Raw genomic sequence first — 18,136 nt, forward strand, 5'->3', positions numbered from 1 at the left:
AAGAAAGGCTCTTCTTATGTCGTTGACTCTGCTGCCCGCCGTCGATGTACGCGATGGCAAGGCCGTGCGCCTACGCCAGGGTGAATCCGGTTCCGAAACCGATTACGGTTCGCCGTTCGAGGCCGCCCGTACTTGGGTTGAGGCCGGTGCCGAATGGATTCACCTGGTCGACCTTGATGCCGCTTTTGGTACGGGCAACAATCGCGATCAGCTGCGAGAAATCGTTCACGAGCTTGGCGACCGCGTGAACATCGAACTGTCCGGCGGCGTGCGCGATGACGCTTCGTTGGACGCGGCCCTTGAGGCCGGTGCCGCCCGAGTGAACATCGGCACCGCCGCTTTGGAGAATCCGGATTGGACCGCTTCGGTCATCAAGAAGTACGGCGACCGCGTGGCTGTTGGTCTGGATGTGCGCGGTCACACACTGGCGGCGCGCGGCTGGACACGCGAAGGCGGTGACCTATTTGAGACCATGAAGTTCCTTGACTCCGTGGGCTGCTCGCGTTATGTGGTCACCGACGTGGCCAAGGACGGCATGATGTCCGGCCCGAACATCCAACTGCTGCGTGAAGTCGCCGAACGCACCGACGCCAAGGTCACGGCTTCCGGTGGTATCTCCAAGCTGGACGATTTGCGCGCCATCAAGGAACTGGCTGAAATTGGTGTTGATTCTGCCATCCTCGGCAAGTCCCTCTATGCACGTGCGTTCACGCTCCAGGAAGCGCTCGCAGTCGCGAAGTAGGCAAAGGACTCGCCTTGGCGAGACTGTTAATCTGCTTTCGCTCAGCTATCGCTTCACTCAGGTCTCGCCTACGGACAGCCCACTGGGCTGTCCGCTTAACGGCTCAGCACGGGAGGTCGCCGGATTTGAGGAGTTTCTTGAAGACGGCGTAGTCTTCATCATTCTGTTCGGCGTAGCTGACGGCGAATGAGGCGATGGCCTGATCGAATTCGTCGGTGCCACCCATGTAATTGGCAATCGCGATCGAATCGCCGGTTCGCTCATAGTCACTACCATAGTGCCGTGCCGGCATGGGCCCGAGCCATGCCTGACATGCGGACCGGGGCATGTTGATGAAATCTCGCGACTCGCAGGTGACGAACAGTGAGATGTTAACGCCCCTCGTAACACGGTTATGGAACGATAGGCGACTATGGATAAACAGCAGGAGTTTGCGCTGCGCACGGTCGAAGAACGCGACGTGCGCTTTATTCGTCTGTGGTTCACGGACGTGTTGGGAACACTGAAGTCCGTGGCGATTGCTCCGGCCGAACTGGAAGCCGCGTTCGAGGAGGGGCTCGGCTTCGACGGCTCCGCCATCGAGGGCATGACCCGTGTATCCGAGGACGACATGATCGTCCAGCCCGACCCTTCGACGTTCCAGATTCTGCCGTGGCGGGGCGGCCCGCAAGGCACGGCCCGCATGTTCTGCGACATCCTGACCCCGGACGGCGAACCCTCGCTCGGCGATCCCCGGCATGTGCTGAAGCGCACGCTCGCCAAGGCCAAGGACAAGGGCTTCACGTTCTACGTGCATCCGGAAATCGAGTTCTACCTGTTCGAAAGCCAGGACGACTGGTCCAAGACCCCGACCCCGATCGACGAGGGCGGCTACTTCGACCACGTGCCGCGCAGCCCAGGCATGGACTTCCGCCGCGCCACCGTGAACATGCTCGAGCAAATGGGCATCTCGGTGGAATACTCGCACCATGAGGCGGGGCCAGGCCAGAACGAGATCGATCTGCGATACGCGGACGCGCTCACCATGGCCGACAACATCATGACATTCCGTACGGTGGTCAAGGAGATTTCCTTGGAGCGCGGCATCCACGCCAGCTTTATGCCCAAGCCCCTGGCCGACGCGCCCGGTTCCGGCATGCACACGCACCTGAGCCTGTTCGAAGGCGATTCCAACGCCTTCTACGAGGCCGGTCAGGAGTTCAGCATGTCCCTGACCGCCCGCCAGTTCGCCGCCGGCATCCTGTACCATGCGGCCGAAATCTGCGCGGTCACCGACCAGTACGTCAACTCGTACAAGCGCCTGTGGGGCGGCAACGAGGCGCCGAGCTACATCTGCTGGGGCCACAACAACCGTTCCGCGCTGCTGCGTATCCCGCAGTACAAGCCGGGCAAGGGCAACTCCGCGCGCATGGAGTTCCGTGCGCTCGACCCGGTGGCCAACCCATACCTTGCCTACTCGGTGCTGCTGGCCGCCGGTCTCGATGGCATCGATAAGCAGATGCAGCTGGGCGAGCCCACCAGTGATGACGTGTGGGAGCTCACCGACGGCGAACGTCAGGCCATGGGCATCCAGCCGCTGCCGCGCTCGCTGGACGAGGCGCTGAAGATCATGGAGAAATCCGACTTCGTGGCCGACGTGCTCGGTGAGCACGCCTTCGGCTACTTCCTGGACAACAAGCACCAGGAGTGGGAGGACTACAATCATCAGGTCACGCCGTTCGAACTGAAGAAGTACCTGCCGAAGCTGTGATGGAGGAGAGTGTCCCGAGATGAACGCACCGATGGACGGAGCAGGTGCCGGTCGTTTCTTCAACCTGCAGGTCGCCGTCCTGGTGACCGTCACCTTCATGCTGGGCATGAGCGAATTCGTGGTGGTCGGCATCCTTCCCGACATCGCCTCCGGCCTTCGGGTCTCCGAGGTGACCGCGGGCAATCTGGTGGCCCTCTTCGCGTTCGTGTATGCGCCCTGCACGCCGCTCGGCTCCGCCCTGTCGGCGCGGTTCCCCCGCTTCGCCACCTATATGGCGCTGATGGGCGTGTTCCTGGCGGGCAATGTCCTGTGCGTCCTCGCGCCGAACTATCCGGTGCTGCTGGTCGCCCGGCTGCTCATCGCGTCGGTGTCCGGCACGCTGGTGGCCGTTTCCATGACCTTCGCGCCCGACGTGACCGAGGACAGATACCGCACCAAGTTCATCGCCTGGGTGTTTTCGGGATTCTCCATCGCCTCCGTGGTCGGTGTGCCGGTTGGCACCTGGGTTGCCGCCGCCTTCGGCTGGCGGGCCTCCTTCGCCCTGATTTCGATTCTCACCGCCATGCTGATGGCGCTGATGGCCGTGGTGCTGCCGCGTAATTCCCACCCGGCGCGAATCGGGTTCCTCCGGCAGTTCCGTCTGTTCTTCGACCGTCGCATCCAGCTTGGCGTGGCGGACGTGGTGTTCGGTGCGGCCGCATCCTATGTCTTCTACACCTATCTGACGCCTATCATGCGCGACGAGATCGGTGTGCCCGAGCACATGATCAGCATCGGCCTGGTGATATACGGTTGCGCCTGCCTGTGGAGCAACCTGTACGGCGGCACGTTGGCCGACAAGGGACATGGCGTGGAGCCGTTGACCCACATGCGTCCGGTCTACGGCGCTCAGGCCGTCTGCCTGTGTCTACTGGCGTTCGCGTCGCTGGTGCCGGTCGCCGGAGCTCTGCTGCTGGTGGCGCTCGGCATGTTCATGTACCTGCAGAACGCCTCCTCCCAGGTGCTGTACATGGACGTGGCGTACCAGTCCCACCCCGGTTCGGTGAATCTGGCCGCTTCTCTGAATTCCATGTCGTTCAACATCGGCATCGCCATCGGCTCCGCGGTCGGAGGCATGGTCAACGACGCCCTTGGTCTGGCTTGGCTTGGTCCGTTCGGCGCGATATTCGCGCTGCTCGCGGTCGGCACCACGACCCTGCTGCGTCCGTACGTCAGCCCGGTCGGGGAATGACGGGTGGCGTGACGCGCGGGAACGAAGGTTTTTTCCCGCGTGTCCCCGCGGCATGCCTTATCCGCCGACTGCCGTCCATTGATAACCTGCTATCCAAATAACCGATAAGGCCACAGCATGTCATCCTGCTGCGAAACCTTAATGTTAGGACACCGGCTGCAGGGGACCCGGCTCACGGGCGCCCACCTGCGCGGATTGATGATTATCGGCATGTTCAGCGTGAAAATGGGGATGACAATATGACGGATGCGACTGCGAAAGCCGCGCCGAAGGCGGAAAGACGGCGGCGCGTTCTCCGTTCCGGCGCTCGCTCATCGATAGTGGTCGGCGGCGCCATCGTGCTGTTCTTCGTGCTGCTGGCGGCGCTGGCCGGGCCGTTGTCGGCCATCACCGGCAACGACCCGTACGCCGAGCATCCCGAGGCCTTGGGTGCCGGGTCGGTGCCGGCCGGATTCGGCGGCGGCATCAGTGCCCGGCACTGGTTCGGCGTCACCCCGCTGCGCGGCGTCGACCTGTTCTCCATCGTGGCGTACGGCTCACGGATCTCGCTGGGCATCGGCGTCGTCTCGTCGGTCATCTCGCTGGTCATCGGCGTGGCGCTCGGGCTGCTGGCCGGCTATTTCCCCGGGTTGGTCGATGCGCTGATCTCGCGCACGATGGACGTCTTCTTCGGCTTCCCGTTCCTGATCTTCGCGATCGCGCTGTCGGCGGTGGTGCCGCAGAGCTTCCCGAGGCCGGTGCTGCTGACGCTAGTGCTCGGATTCTTCGGATGGCCCGGCATCGCGCGTCTTGTCCGGGGGCAGACGCTGACGCTGAGCAAGCGCAATTTCGCCGTCGCGTCCAAGGTGATGGGTGCTTCGCCTGCCCATGTGCTGTGGCATCAGATCCTGCCGAACCTCATGCCGCTGCTCATCGTCAACATCACGCTGTCGATCCCCGGGCGCATCGGCGCCGAGGCGGGCCTGTCGTTCCTCGGCGTCGGCATGAACCCACCGACGCCCTCATGGGGCCGGTCCATCTCCGACGCCGTGCAGTGGGCACTGGTCGACCCGATGTATCTGATCTTCCCGGGCGCCGCCCTGTTCCTGCTGACCTTCGGCTTCAACCTGCTTGGCGATGGCCTGAGCGACGCCATCGACCCGCGCAAGGGGGTGCGTGCATGAGAATCCTGCAATACATCGGCAAGCGCGTGGCGAGCTCGATCGTCGTCATCCTGCTCATCACGCTGGCGCTGTTCCTGATCTTCTTCCTGCTGCCGACCAATCCGGCGCAGCTGTCGTGCGGCAAGCCGTGCACGCCCGAGCAGCTGCAGCGGGTCTCCGCCTTCATGGGCACCGACAAGCCGTGGTACGAGCAGATGGGCAATTACGTGGCGGGCATCTTCGTCGGGCGCACCTTCGGCAGCGGCGGCGGCGCCGTGGTCTGCTCGGCGCCATGCCTCGGGTATTCGTTCCGTCTCAACGAATCGGTGAGCCAGCTGATCCTCGACCGCTTCCCGATCACCGCGTCGATCGCGGTCGGCGCGGCCGTGCTGTGGCTGGTCATCGGCGTGGCGACCGGCGTGTGGGCGGCCCTCAAGCGCGATACGCTGATCGACCGCACGCTGCTCGGGCTGTCGATCGTGGGCGTTTCGGCACCGTCATACCTGATCGGCCTGCTGACGGTGATCGCCTTTTCGCTGGTGCTGCAGATATTCCCCAGCGGCGGGTACGTGAACTTCCACGACGACCCTGTCGGCTGGTTCACACATCTGCTGCTGCCGTGGCTGGTGCTGGCCGTGCTCAGCGCCGCCGGCTACACCAGGGTCACCCGCACGCAGATGATCGGCGAACTGAGCCAGGACTATATCCGCACCGCCCGCTCCAAGGGCGTGCCCGAATCGGTGATCGTCTTCAAGCACGCGCTGCGCAACGCGCTGCTGCCCGTGATGACCATGTTCGGCCTCGATCTGGGCGGGCTGCTCGGCGGCGCGGTGCTCACCGAGAAGGTGTTCTCGATGCAGGGGCTCGGCTCGCTGCTGCTCGATTCCGTGTCGAACCTCGATCTGCAGGTGCTGGTCGGCGCGACGATATTCGCCGCCGTGCTGGTCATCGTCGCCAACCTGATCGTGGACATCTGCTACAGCCTGCTCGACCCCAGGGTCGCGCTCGGCACGAAGTAGTGCGGCTGCGGCCGCAACACGCGATACTTGCCGGTCTGCTCCACGGACCGGCACCGATAGAGAGGAAAACCATCATGAAGAACAACGCATGGCGCGTATTCGCGGCGGGGGCTTGTGCCGCGGTACTGGCGCTGTCCGGCTGCGGCGCGTCCAACGACAACGCCGCCACCGGCTCGGCGAGCGGCACCACCGTCAAGGGCGGCACGCTGAACGTGCTGCTGTCCAGCACGGAGATGGATCTGGACCCGGCCAAGAGCCAGGGTCTGCCGACCACCACGAACGGCAACATCTTCCGCCGCCTGACCGCGTGGAAGATCACCGACAAGGGCGAGACGAAGGTCGTGCCCGATCTGGCCACCGACACCGGCAAGTCGAGCGACGACGGCAAGACGTGGACGTACACGCTCAAGGACGGGCTCAAGTTCTCCGACGGCACGCCCATCACCTCCAAGGACGTCAAGTACGGGCTGGAGCGTTCCTTCGCCGACTCGCTGACCGGCGGCCTGAGCTACCACAAGACGCTGCTCGAGGGCGCGCAGGACTACCACGGCCCGTTCGACGGCCAGGAGCTCAGCTCCATCGAGACGCCGAACGACAAGACCATCATCTTCCACCTCAACGCGCCGTTCGGCGACTGGCCGTGGGTCGTCTCGCTCGCCGCGTTCACCCCCGTGCCCGACGGCAAGGGCCCGGCGTCCGGCTACGGCAAGCTGCCGGTGGCCTCCGGCCCGTACAAGGTCGAGTCGAACGAGGCCGGCAAGCAGGCCGTCTTCGTGCGCAACACCTACTGGGACAAGAAGACAGATCCGGTGCGCACCGCGGGCCCCGACAAGATCGTGTTCAAGATGGGACAGGACACCTCGGTGGCCGCCCAGTCGATCATGCAGGGCACCGGTGAGGGCAAGAACTCGTTCCTGTCCGGATTCGTGCCGGCCGCGCAGCTCGCGCAGGCGCAGGCCAACCCGAACTACAAGAAGCTGCTGACCACCAGCGGCGACGGCGCGCTGGAATACCTCGCCATCAACACCCAACACGTGAAGAACGCGAAGATTCGCCAAGCGCTGCAGTACGCGGTCGACAAGAAGGCCTACCAGACGGCTTCCGGCGGCGAGATCGCCGGCAACTTCGCCACCACGCTCATCACGCCCGGCATCGAGGGCCGCGAGGACTACGACCTGTACAAGGCCGATCCGACCGGCGACGTGGACAAGGCCAAGCAGCTGATCAAGGAGTCGGGCGAGCAGGCCCCGACCCTCAAGCTCATCGCCACCTCCGCTCAGGCCGAAACCGCCTCCTCGATCCAGACGAGCCTCAAGCGGGCCGGCGTCAAGGTGGACATCCAGACACTCAACGACGATGTGTATTCCGATACGCTGACCAACGACAAGGGCGACTACGATCTGGCCATCAGCTCGTGGCAGCCCGACTTCCCGTCGCCCTACGCCAACATCTCCCCGCTGTTCGACTCCTCGCAGATCGGCCACGGCAACTACAACCTGGCCCGTTACGCGAACCCGAAGGTCGACGAGCTGATCAAGAAGGCCACCGAGACCATCGATCAGACCGAGGCCGGCAAGATCTGGGCCGAGGCCGACAAGACGATCATGGCCGACGCGCCGGTCGTGCCGCTGATCTATTCGAAGAACACGTTCATCCACGGATCGAACGTGACCAACTTCGTCATCGGCAACTTCCCGGCGTACCCGGACTACACGCAGGTCTCGCTCGCCAGCGCGAACTGAGCCGGCATCCGCATCCGGCGCGCGCCGGCGGCATGGTCCGCTGGCGCGCGCCGGACGCATTCCAACGCTTGTGCATCCAAGGAGCTTCCAATGAGTGAACCACGCGCGATCGTGACCGTGGACGGTCTGGCCGTCAGCTTCGACGAGCGGGAGGTGACCCACGGCGTCAGCCTCAGACTGTTCCCGGGGCGCATCACCGCTCTGGTCGGCGAATCCGGCTCCGGCAAGTCGGTGACGGCGATGGCGCTGCCCCGTCTCGATCCGTCGGTGGCCAGCGTGAAGGGCCACGCGTACCTCGACGACGCCCTTGTGGATGACGGGCCGGACTCCGGTCCGGGCGGCGACGGCAAGGACGCCGCCGGCCGCGGCATCGATCTGCTGGCCGCCGACGCGCCGCTGCAACGCATCCGCGGCGAATACATCGGCACGGTGTTCCAGGAACCGTCCACCGCGTTCAATCCGGTGTTCACGCTCGGCGTACAGGTCGCGGAATCGCTCAAATACCACCAGAAGCAGCTCAGCGCCGCCGAGCGCAAGGCCAAGGTGCTCGAACAGTTGCGCGAGGTCGGGCTCGACGACGCCGAACGCGTGTGGTCGTCGTACCCGCATGAGCTGTCGGGCGGCCAGCTGCAGCGCGTGATGATCGCCATGGCGATCATCAACCGACCCAAGGTACTCATCGCCGACGAGCCGACCACCGCGCTCGACGTGACCACGCAGAAGGCGATTCTCGCCCTGATCTCCTCGCTGGCGGTCGACCTCGATCTGGCCGTGCTGCTCATCACCCACGACATGGGCGTGGTGTGGCAGGCCGCGCAGGACGTGTACGTGATGCACAACGGCGTGATCGTCGAGCAGGGGAGCGTCGCGCAGGTCTTCCGCCACCCGTCCGACGACTACACGCGGATGCTGCTCGACGCCGTGCCGCGCCTGCGCATCGACGAGCATGCGGCAGACGGCGAACATGCGGCCGGCGGCGAACGCATCACGGAAAGCGACGCGCCCGGCGGCGGCAGGCGCATCACGCAGGTGAACGACGTGGCCGTGTCGTACAAGGCCGGCAGCTTCGCCGTCAAGGACATCTCGTTCGATCTGGTGGCCGGCAGGACCCGCGCGCTGGTGGGCGAATCGGGAGCCGGCAAGACCACGATCGCCAAGGTGATCTCCGGCCAGCTCGCGCCAACCTCGGGCACGGTGCTCATCGAGGGGGAGGATCTCGCCAAGGCGCATGGCAGGCGCAAGCGCGAGATCCTGAAGCATATGGGCTATGTGTTCCAGGACAGCGGATCGGCGCTCAACCCGCGCAAGTCCGTGGCGTGGAGCATCGGCGAGCCGATGCTCGTGCAGGGCGGGCTCAGCGAGACGGACCGGCGCAAGCGCGTCCTTGAATTGCTTGATCAGGTGGAGCTGCCCGCCGATGTGGCCGGCCGGTTCCCGCACCAGCTGTCGGGCGGCCAGCGCCAGCGCGTCGGCATCGCGCGCGCCTTGGCGCTCAACCCGTCGCTGCTCATCGCCGACGAGCCGACGTCGTCGCTGGACGTGACCGTGCAGCGCAAGGTGCTCGACCTGCTGCGCCGGCTGCAGCGCGAGCACGGTTTCGCATGCCTGTTCATCACCCATGACCTGGGCATCGTGCAGGAGGTGTCCGATGTGATCACGGTGCTGCGCCACGGGCGCGTCGTGGAGAGCGGGGAGACCGGCCGTGTGCTCAACCATCCCAAGGCCGAGTACACGCGTACCCTGCTCGACGCCTCCCCGAAGATCGACCTGTGAGCCGTGCCGCCCGTCATCCGGCCGGCTCTCCGGCCGTGCGGCGGGGCGGCGACGACGGCGCGGATGGCACCTAGCCTTACCGTGGTTTCGGTTTTTGCCGTTCCCGCCCCTATCGGCGCGCGGCACCGAACCAGTTGGCGTAGATGAGGGCGAAGTTGCGGTTGCCGTAGCTGGAGCATGAGTCGCCCTCGCCGAACCCGGCCGCCAGCGAGGCGTCGTTCGGCTGGTAGGGCGTGTAGATGTAGAGCAGCGCGGTCGCCGTGTTCTCGATGTACACGTTGGTGCCGCCGCACCCGGCATTCGGGTGGTACTGGATGTAGTTCAGCGCGTTGGCGTGATAGCCGTAGGCGCTTTCATGTGCCACGTAGTATTGGTAGCGGTGCGCCGCCCCGTACACCTGTCTGAAGAAGCCGGCATAGGCCGGATCGCAGTTCGCGTCGTCCGGGCAGCTCAGCCCCATGGCGGCCTTGTACTGGAAGCCCGTCGGATTGACGGCCGTGACCAGGTGCTGCTCCTTCTGCATCACGGTGAGCAGCACCTTCTGGCTGATGCCGCACGCGCGCGCCGACTTGTCGATGATCGCGGCCGCGGTCTCCTTTCTCGCGCCCTCGTACGCCGCGCAATACTCGTTCGCCGCCTGGTCCTCGGTGTCGAAGGTCATGGTTTTCAGGCACCGGGAACCGCTGCACGCCGCGCCCTGCTTGTCGAGGAACGACTGGACCTCGGCCTCGCTCATCGCATTGGCGTTGAAGAACTGGCCGTCCGAGATGATGTCGCCGGGATTGAAATCGTATTGCTGCGTCAGCTGCAGCTGACGGGCCTCGGCCTCCTGCACGTTGCGACGCCACTGGACGACCCGCACAGTGCCCACGACCAGCGCGACCACGCATGCGGCCGCCACCACGGTGACCAGCACAGCCGCGACGCGCTGCGCCAACCCGGCCAGCTTCCACCAGCGCGCCGGGCTGAGCGGATACCTGCGATTGCGCGGGCGTTTGCCCGGGCGACGTTTGCGATTGCCGCCTGACACGCCCCGCCCCGCGACAATCACGTTCGCCCTGCCGCGCGGATTGGCCGGCTTGCGCCGTTGCGTCGTCGCCATCGCTACGCCAGCGCCTTCTTGATGCGCTGCAGGCTCACCGGCTTGGCGGTGCCGAGTTCCTGCGCCCACAGGGACACGTAGAATTCCTCGAGCATCCAGCGGGCGGCGGTCGCCTGCTTCATCAGCGTCTCGTGGCGGGGGCCGGCCGGCTCCGCCTTGGCCTTGGCCATCGCCTTGTCGACCAGCGTGCGGGCCTCGTCGGCCTCCCACGCCCATCGCACGTCGCGGTTCTTGTCGGTCTTCGCCTTGGCCAGGCGCATGAGATCGGCCTGCAGGTATCGGGAGATGTTCGCCAGCGCATCCGGGGGAGTACGCCCGACGAATCCGGGGAACACCAGCGTGGCGATGTGCTCGCGCACCGACTGCAGCACCGACAGCATCGGCAAGTCGGCCTTGCCGCCAGTGGCCTTGTCGACTTCGGCATAAGCCTTGAGCACGGCGATCACGTCATGCGCCACCTGATAGACGGTGTCCTCGTACACTTCGCGCACATCGAGCACCGCATTGGCCAACGCCTCATCGTCCGAGAGCCTGTCGACATTCGGCATCAGCCGTTTGACCGTGGCCAGCTGCAGGTCTTCGACCAGATCCTTGGTGGACTTGTACGGAGCAGAAGCCAGCATCAACGCCTCGGTACCCAGCCAGCGCGACGAAATGCGTTCGGCCGGCAACCGCAGCGCATCCAATGCGCCACGCCAGAGCATCGTGGCCCGGGACTCGGTGGTGGCACCCGCCTTATGCAACAGGTTCGCCTGACTGACCAGCTTGCCCTGTTCTCCAGCCTGATCGGCCTGCTTCTTGACCATTTGACGGGCCGACGCCTCCGCCTGCGCGGCGAACTTGCGTTGCAGCGCCTTCAGATCCTTGGACACACCCAGCACCTTGACGGGGCCGCGCGCATGCCGGCGTCCACGAGGGTGCTTGCCGGCCGGCAGTTGCTGCTCCACCGAGAACGTGACCCTGAGATACGGGGAAAGACGCTCGACCAGTTCCGGCCCCAACACTTCGGGATGAATCTGCGCACCCTTGGTGGCGATGGCCGCCTTGGTGAACACATGTGCCAGATCGGGCCAGCCAACGGTCGTGCCATCCTCATCCACCGGCGGCAGATTCGGCTTCTGCTGCGTGCCCGAGCCCGGCAGATCCGGGTAATGCTCGTCGATCCAGTCACGAATCGCACGCGCGGCATCCGGGGCCGGCACAAACTGGACGCGCAGCTGCTTGGGCAGCGCCTTGATCATCGACAGGATCAGCTCATCCAACAGGCCCGGCACATTCCATGTGAACTGGTCGGGCGTGATACGCGAGAGCGCCTTCAACGGCACATGCACGGTGACGCCGTCGGCCGGGTCGGCCGGATCGTACACGTAGCTCAAACGCAGGTCGATGGGTTGGCCGTCCGATCCGGTCGTATGCCAATGGTCGGGGTAATCGTCCAGACTCACCGAATCGCTGGATGCCAGACGCTCCACCTTGGCCGGGTCGAAATCAAGCAGATTCGGCTGACGGTCATGCTCGGACTTCCACCATTTCGCCAGATCGGCCACGCTGGTCACATCGTTGGGAATGACCGCGTTGTAGAAGTCGAACAGATCCTCGTCGGACACGGTATCCGCCAGCTGGCGAGTGCGGCTCGCATCATCGGCGGCATCCTCGAGAATGTCGCGGTTCTTGCCCACAAAGTCGTCGTAACTGAAACGCTGCTGAATATCGCCCTCGACCAGACCCTGGCGAATCAGGAAGTCGCGCGCCTCAAGCGGATTGATGCGTCCCCACTGCACGGCACGGTCCTGTACGATCGGCAGACCATACAGCAGCACGCGCGCGGTGGCCACAGCCGAGCCACGCGAACCCGACCAGTGCGGCTCCGCATACGTGGTGCGGGTCAATTGGCCGGCCAACGGTTCGGCCCACGTCGGGTCGATGGCCGCCGAATAGCGGGCCCACAGGCGAGAGGTCTCCACCAGTTCGGTGCTCATCACCCATGACGGGGTCTTCTTGGCCACGGCGGAGGCGGGGAACAGGGCGAAACGGGTGCCGCGCGCGCCCTGATAATCGTTCTTCGACTGCTTCTGGGCGCGTTTCATCGCACGGGCGCGCGCCGCACCGGTCAGCCCCGCGAAATCGGATGCCTTGGGCTCACGCACCACCTGCATGCCCATCATCGACAACAACCCGGCGAGCATCGACTTGTGGATGCCGTCCGCATCCCACGAGCAGCACAGCGAATGCGCGGCCTGCTGATTCAACGGCATCTGGCGAATCTCCAAGCCTGGGCGGGAGGCGGGCAGCGGGTCGCCGACCTTGAACCGCAGCTCCCGGCACATCTGGCGCAGCTGGGAGACGAGATCCTTCCACTGGCGCATCCTCAGCCAGCTGAAGTACTCGGTTTTGCAGATACGGCGCAGCGCGTTGTTGCTCGGGTCGCCGTCCGCCTGGAACACGCGGTCCCAGATGTTCAGGGCCGTCAGGAAGTCGGAGGTCTCATCCGCATACCGGTTGTGGATACGGTCGGCATCCTCACGCTTGTCGTCCGGGCGTTCACGTGGGTCCTGCAAGCTCAGGAACGCCACGACCACGAGCACCTGGGCCAGAAGATTCGGCGAATCGGTTTTCGCGGCTTCGATAACCATACGTCCCAGACGCACGTCGATGGGGATGCGCGCCAGCTGACGGCCGGTATGGGTGAGCGTCACCTCGCCGCGCTTGCGGCCGATGGCCTTGAGCTCGGTGAGCTCATTGAAACCGTCCGACACGGCCTTCATATCCGGCGGATCGATGAACCCGAAGTTCGTGACGTCCTCGGCCGTGCGGGCCACGCCCACCGACAGCATGTGGAGCACCACGGCACCCAGCGAGGTACGCAGGATTTCCGGCTCGGTGAAGCGCGGTCGGGTCTCGTAATCCTCACGCGAATACAGGCGGATCGCGATGCCGTCGGCCACGCGGCCGCATCGGCCGGACCTCTGGTCGGCACTGGCCTGGCTGATCGGCTCGATCGGCAGACGCTGGACCTTTGCGGTCTTCGAATACCGGGAGATACGGGCGGAACCGGGGTCCACCACGTAGCGGATGCCGGGCACGGTCAGCGAGGTCTCAGCCACATTGGTGGCGATGACGATGCGCTGGTGAAGGTGCGATTCGAACACCTTGTGCTGGTCGGCGGCGGACAATCGCGCGAACAGCGGCATGATCTCGATGGCATCCGGTCGGCGCATGTCGTCGGCGCGCGGGCCGTAATGATGCCGCAGTGCGGCCTCGAACTCGTGGATGTCGCGCTCGCCGGAGGCGAAGACCAGGATGTCGCGCGGGCCGCGTTCGTGGGAGGAGTGGATCACCAGTTCGGCGCAGGCGCGGGCCACCGCCGTGGGCATGTCGGTGATGCCGTCGTCGGCGTAGGAGGCACCGGACCGGCCGCGGGGCCGGTCGGAATCGGATTCCGCGATGGCGCTGGCCAGCTCGTCGTAATCGGCGTCACCGGGGCGGGCACCCACCGCGAATCCCGGCACTTCGCGCATCAACGCGGGCGCGGTGCCAAGCGGCTCGTAGACCACCTGCACGGGGAAGGTGCGGCCGGAAACCTCGATTACCGGCACTTTCTCATGCAAGGCGTGCTCGAAATGCTCCTGGAACTTGACCGAATCGATGGTCGCGGAGGTGATGATGAGCTTCAGATCGCGGCGCTGAGGCAGCAGTGCCGTCAGATAGCCGAGCAGAAAGTCGATGTTAAGACTGCGCTCATGCGCCTCGTCGATGATGATCGTATCGTATTGGGTGAGTTTCGGATCGCGCTGGATCTGGGCGAGCAGAATACCGTCGGTCACGACCCTCAATCGTGTGCTGGGCGAGCTTTCGTCGGTGAAACGCACCTGATAGCCGACCTCGTCACCGAGCTTCACGCCCATCTCCGAGGCGATACGTTCGGCCACCGTGCGCGCGGCGATGCGGCGAGGCTGGGTGTGCACGATCTGCTTGCCGTGCGTGCCACGGCCAAGCTCAAGCAGGATTTTCGGCAGCTGTGTGGTTTTGCCCGAACCGGTCTGGCCGGACACAATAACGACTTGGGAACGTTTGACCGCGCTGGCTATCTCATCACGCGCGGCAGATACGGGAAGTTCTGCAGGATACTCATATTTCATGACGAACTTCAATGATACGGAAGCCCTTGGAGCTCGCGTATTTGCTCGCAGTGAACCCCTCGCCGAGCGCATCGTCCAGCCAGGGGATCAGCGAATCGGAGCCGAGATTCTTCTGCACTACGAGATAGGCGGCGCCGCCCACCTTGAGCTTCGGCAGCCAAGCCATAAGCAACGTATGCAGCGCTTCCTTGCCGACTCGGATCGGCGGATTCGACCAAATCGCATCAAACGTGAGATCGCCCGGCACCGTCTCGCAGAACGCCGGCTGGTTCTCGGCGGGCAGGGGAGTGCTGGACTCGTCCACCTGAGCCGTATGAATGTTCGTGCGGCCGTTCGCCTGTGCGTTGGCATGGGTCAGGTCCAGCGCGCGCTCGTTGACATCCACCGCCCACACGTTCGCTTCGGGCGACTCAAACGCCAATGTCAGGGCGATAGGGCCCCAGCCGCAGCCCAAATCCAGGAAATCGCCGGTAAGCGGTGGCTCGGGCGCATGCTTCAGCAATACCGACGTACCGAGGTCCACGCGCGAGCCGGAGAACACGCCGTTCGACACCTGAGCGGTCGTCTCATGGCCGCGCAACGTTACGTTCAATGTGCGGCGCACATCCTTCGACGCGGGTTCCGCAGAGAAATACTGTTCTGCCATGGTCGCTCCATTTCTGCGGGATTCGCCGCTCTCGTATGCCGACCTGTATCAGCCGGCCTATGCCGGTACGTGCCGATCTATGCCAGCATGTCACCTCATGTGATGATAATAAAGGACCATAGAAGAATCGTGAACCATTCCAACCAAACGAGGCGCACTTGACCGACAACACCCAGTACACCGACATCGACCGCGGCAACAACGACGTTACCCCTGAAGGTGTGCTGGCCGGGCAGTCCGAAGTGCTGCTCGACGACAGCCAGCGCGCGACCGGCTGGCATGAGGACGCCAACCAGGAATGGGAGGAGCGCGAGGCCCGCAACGAGCTCAAGCATGTCGCCGGTCTCGGCGAGCTGCAGGACGTCACCGAAGTCGAATACCGCAAGGTGCGTCTGGAACGTGTGGTGCTCGTCGGCGTCTGGTCGTCCGCCGTCACCACGCAAGCCAAGGCCGAGGAATCGTTGAGGGAGTTGGCGGCGCTCGCCGAAACCGCCGGTGCGGTGGTATGCGATGGTTTGCTGCAGCATCGCTCCAAGCCGGATGCAGCCACGTACGTTGGTTCCGGCAAAGCCAAGGAGATTGCCGACATCGTGGCGCGTGAGGAAGCCGATACGATTATCGTGGACGACGACCTGCCGCCGTCACAGCGCCGTGCATTGGAGGACGCCGCCAAAGTCAAGGTGGTGGATCGCACCGCGGTGATTCTGGACATCTTCGCCCAGCACGCCACCTCGCGTGAAGGTAAGGCGCAGGTGGAGTTGGCGCAGCTCGAATACATGCTGCCCCGACTGCGTGGTTGGGGTGGTTCGCTGTCCCGCCAGGCCGGCGGCCGCGCGGCCGGCGCGGATGCGGGCATCGGATCGCGAGGCCCGGGCGAGACCAAAATCGAAATGGACCGTCGTGTAATTCGCACGCGTATCGCCAGACTGCGCCGTCAGATTCGTGAGATGGCCCCGGCGCGTGAGGTCAAGCGCGGTTCGCGCCGTCGCTTCGGCCTGCCCACAGTGGCCGTGGTCGGCTACACGAACGCCGGCAAATCCTCGTTGACCAACCGTCTGACCGGCTCGGCCGAACTGGTGGAAAACGCGCTGTTCGCCACATTGGACACGGCCGTGCGCCGCGCCAAAACCCGCGATGGACGCGCTTACGCCTATGTGGACACGGTCGGTTTCGTGCGCCGCCTGCCCACCCAGCTGGTCGAGGCGTTCAAATCCACCCTGGAAGAGGTGGCCGAGGCCGATGTGATCCTGCACGTGGTCGATGGCTCACACCCTGACCCGTTCTCTCAGGTCGATGCGGTCAACGATGTGTTGGCGGACATCGAAGGCACGGCCTCGATTCCTCGTATTCTCGTATTCAACAAGGCCGATCAGGCGGACGAGACAACTCGTGAACGACTTGCCGCACTGCAGCCGGATGCGTTCATCGTCTCCGCCTATACCGGTGAGGGATTGGACGAGCTGCGTACCGCGGTCGAAAGTCTGCTGCCGGTCCCGCATGTGCATGTCAACGCTCTGCTGCCGTATACCGCTGGCTCCCTGATCTCTCGTGTACGCGAATACGGCAAGGTAGACAAGGTGGAGTACCGTGATGATGGCATACAGCTTGAAGCGGACGTTGACGCCCATCTTGCCGCTCAGGTGGTCGAACAGTCCATTGACTAACGTGATAAACATCACAGTTTGTTTGGGAGCGCTAACAACCGTTGAGAACATTACCATACCGTTATCAAACAGGGTGGTGCGCTGGTAGCAAAACGTCTTAGCGGGTTTATAGAGTGAAGACGTTAGTTACAAGGCCTGCCATTCATCAGCAGACCGCCTTTGAAGAGAGGTTCATCCATCATGGCGGAAACTACCGTTAAGCCCACGAAGCTTGCTGTTATTGGTGCCGGTGCCGTTGGCTCCACCCTTGCCTTCGCCGCCGCCCAGCGTGGCGTCGCTCGCGAGATCGTGCTTGAAGACATCGCCAAGGAGCGCGTGGAAGCCGAAGTGCTTGACATGCAGCACGGCTCCAGCTTCTACTCGACCGTGTCCATCGACGGTTCCGACGATCCTGAGATCTGCCGCGACGCCGACATGGTCGTCATCACCGCTGGTCCGCGTCAGAAGCCGGGCCAGTCCCGCCTGGAGCTCGTTGGCGCTACCGTCAACATCCTCAAGGCCATCATGCCGAACTTGGTCAAGGTGGCTCCGAACGCCATCTACATGCTCATCACCAACCCGGTCGACATCGCCACCCACGTCGCTCAGAAGCTCACCGGCCTGCCCGAGAACCAGGTCTTCGGCTCCGGCACCAACCTGGACTCCGCTCGTCTGCGCTTCCTGATCGCCCAGCAGACCGGCGTCAACGTCAAGAACGTGCACGCCTACATCGCCGGCGAGCACGGCGACTCCGAGGTCCCGCTGTGGGAGTCCGCCACCATCGGTGGCGTTCCCATGTGCGACTGGACCCCGCTGCCCGGCCACAGCCCGCTCGACGCCGCCAAGCGCGAGGAGATCCACCAGGAAGTCAAGAACGCCGCTTACAAGATCATCAACGGTAAGGGTGCCACCAACTACGCCATCGGCATGTCTGGCGTCGACATCATCGAGGCCGTGCTGCGCGACACCAACCGCATCCTGCCGGTGAGCTCCATGCTCAAGGATTTCCACGGCATCTCCGACATCTGCATGTCCGTGCCGACCCTCCTGAACCGTCAGGGCGTCAACAACACCATCAACACCCCGGTCTCCGACAAGGAGCTCGCCGCCCTGAAGCGCTCCGCCGAGACGCTGAAGGAAACCGCCGCCCAGTTCGGCTTCTGATAAAAATCGCTGTACGGAGCGCTTTTCGCACCGCACAAGGCTC

At 64.3% G+C, this 18,136-nt stretch carries 12 protein-coding genes and 1 pseudogene; 9 read left to right on the plus strand and 4 right to left on the minus strand.

What is annotated here, in order from left to right:
• Positions 1-16 precede the first annotated feature (16 nt).
• On the plus strand, positions 17-742 hold the full coding sequence (priA, locus tag MMB48_RS04425) for a bifunctional 1-(5-phosphoribosyl)-5-((5-phosphoribosylamino)methylideneamino)imidazole-4-carboxamide isomerase/phosphoribosylanthranilate isomerase PriA (RefSeq protein WP_012577204.1): 726 nt from the start codon (positions 17-19) through the stop codon (positions 740-742).
• A gap of 103 nt (positions 743-845) precedes the next feature.
• On the opposite strand, the pseudogene MMB48_RS04430 reads toward priA, so the two are convergent.
• Positions 846-1,007: pseudogene (locus MMB48_RS04430) on the minus strand (DUF2252 family protein); the annotation flags it as partial.
• 147 nt (positions 1,008-1,154) lie between these two features.
• Here MMB48_RS04430 and glnA point away from each other — a divergent pair.
• From glnA to MMB48_RS04460, 6 genes are all read left to right on the plus strand, one after another.
• Positions 1,155-2,492 (plus strand): type I glutamate--ammonia ligase, encoded by a 1,338-nt coding sequence (gene glnA / locus MMB48_RS04435; RefSeq protein ID WP_032744275.1) that lies wholly within the window; start codon positions 1,155-1,157, stop codon positions 2,490-2,492.
• A 19-nt stretch (positions 2,493-2,511) separates the two neighbouring features.
• The gene (locus MMB48_RS04440; protein ID WP_032744278.1) at positions 2,512-3,723 is read left to right on the plus strand and encodes an MFS transporter; all 1,212 of its coding nucleotides are present in this window, start codon (positions 2,512-2,514) and stop codon (positions 3,721-3,723) included.
• A gap of 239 nt (positions 3,724-3,962) precedes the next feature.
• On the plus strand, positions 3,963-4,886 hold the full coding sequence (locus MMB48_RS04445) for an ABC transporter permease (protein ID WP_032744279.1): 924 nt from the start codon (positions 3,963-3,965) through the stop codon (positions 4,884-4,886).
• The gene (locus MMB48_RS04450) at positions 4,883-5,884 is read left to right on the plus strand and encodes an ABC transporter permease (protein ID WP_012577208.1); all 1,002 of its coding nucleotides are present in this window, start codon (positions 4,883-4,885) and stop codon (positions 5,882-5,884) included. The genes MMB48_RS04445 and MMB48_RS04450 overlap by 4 nt, the downstream gene beginning before the upstream one ends.
• 74 nt (positions 5,885-5,958) lie before the next feature.
• Complete coding sequence (locus MMB48_RS04455; protein WP_032744280.1) at positions 5,959-7,626, plus strand: ABC transporter substrate-binding protein; 1,668 nt, start codon at positions 5,959-5,961, stop codon at positions 7,624-7,626.
• 90 nt (positions 7,627-7,716) lie between these two features.
• Positions 7,717-9,399 (plus strand): dipeptide ABC transporter ATP-binding protein, encoded by a 1,683-nt coding sequence (locus tag MMB48_RS04460; RefSeq protein ID WP_012577210.1) that lies wholly within the window; start codon positions 7,717-7,719, stop codon positions 9,397-9,399.
• Between the two features lie 109 nt (positions 9,400-9,508).
• On the opposite strand, the gene MMB48_RS04465 is transcribed toward MMB48_RS04460, so the two are convergent.
• From MMB48_RS04465 to MMB48_RS04475, 3 genes are read right to left on the minus strand one after another with little or no spacing between them, the layout of a single operon-like run.
• Complete coding sequence (locus MMB48_RS04465; RefSeq protein WP_172664391.1) at positions 9,509-10,501, minus strand: hemagglutinin; 993 nt, start codon at positions 10,499-10,501, stop codon at positions 9,509-9,511.
• A 2-nt stretch (positions 10,502-10,503) separates the two neighbouring features.
• Positions 10,504-14,640 (minus strand): DUF3418 domain-containing protein, encoded by a 4,137-nt coding sequence (locus tag MMB48_RS04470; protein ID WP_032744282.1) that lies wholly within the window; start codon positions 14,638-14,640, stop codon positions 10,504-10,506.
• On the minus strand, positions 14,630-15,286 hold the full coding sequence (locus MMB48_RS04475; protein WP_032744283.1) for a class I SAM-dependent methyltransferase: 657 nt from the start codon (positions 15,284-15,286) through the stop codon (positions 14,630-14,632). Before MMB48_RS04475 ends, MMB48_RS04470 begins: the two co-directional genes overlap by 11 nt.
• Before the next feature lie 158 nt (positions 15,287-15,444).
• Between MMB48_RS04475 and hflX the strand changes: the two genes are divergently transcribed.
• A complete protein-coding gene (hflX, locus tag MMB48_RS04480) occupies positions 15,445-16,950 on the plus strand; it encodes a GTPase HflX (RefSeq protein WP_032744285.1) in 1,506 nt (501 codons plus the stop codon).
• A 180-nt stretch (positions 16,951-17,130) separates the two neighbouring features.
• Positions 17,131-18,093, plus strand: a complete 963-nt coding sequence (locus MMB48_RS04485; RefSeq protein ID WP_032744287.1) for an L-lactate dehydrogenase — start codon at positions 17,131-17,133, stop codon at positions 18,091-18,093.
• Positions 18,094-18,136 lie beyond the last annotated feature (43 nt).

Source organism: Bifidobacterium sp. FKU, from assembly GCF_026016385.1.
Classification (GTDB): domain Bacteria; phylum Actinomycetota; class Actinomycetes; order Actinomycetales; family Bifidobacteriaceae; genus Bifidobacterium; species Bifidobacterium infantis.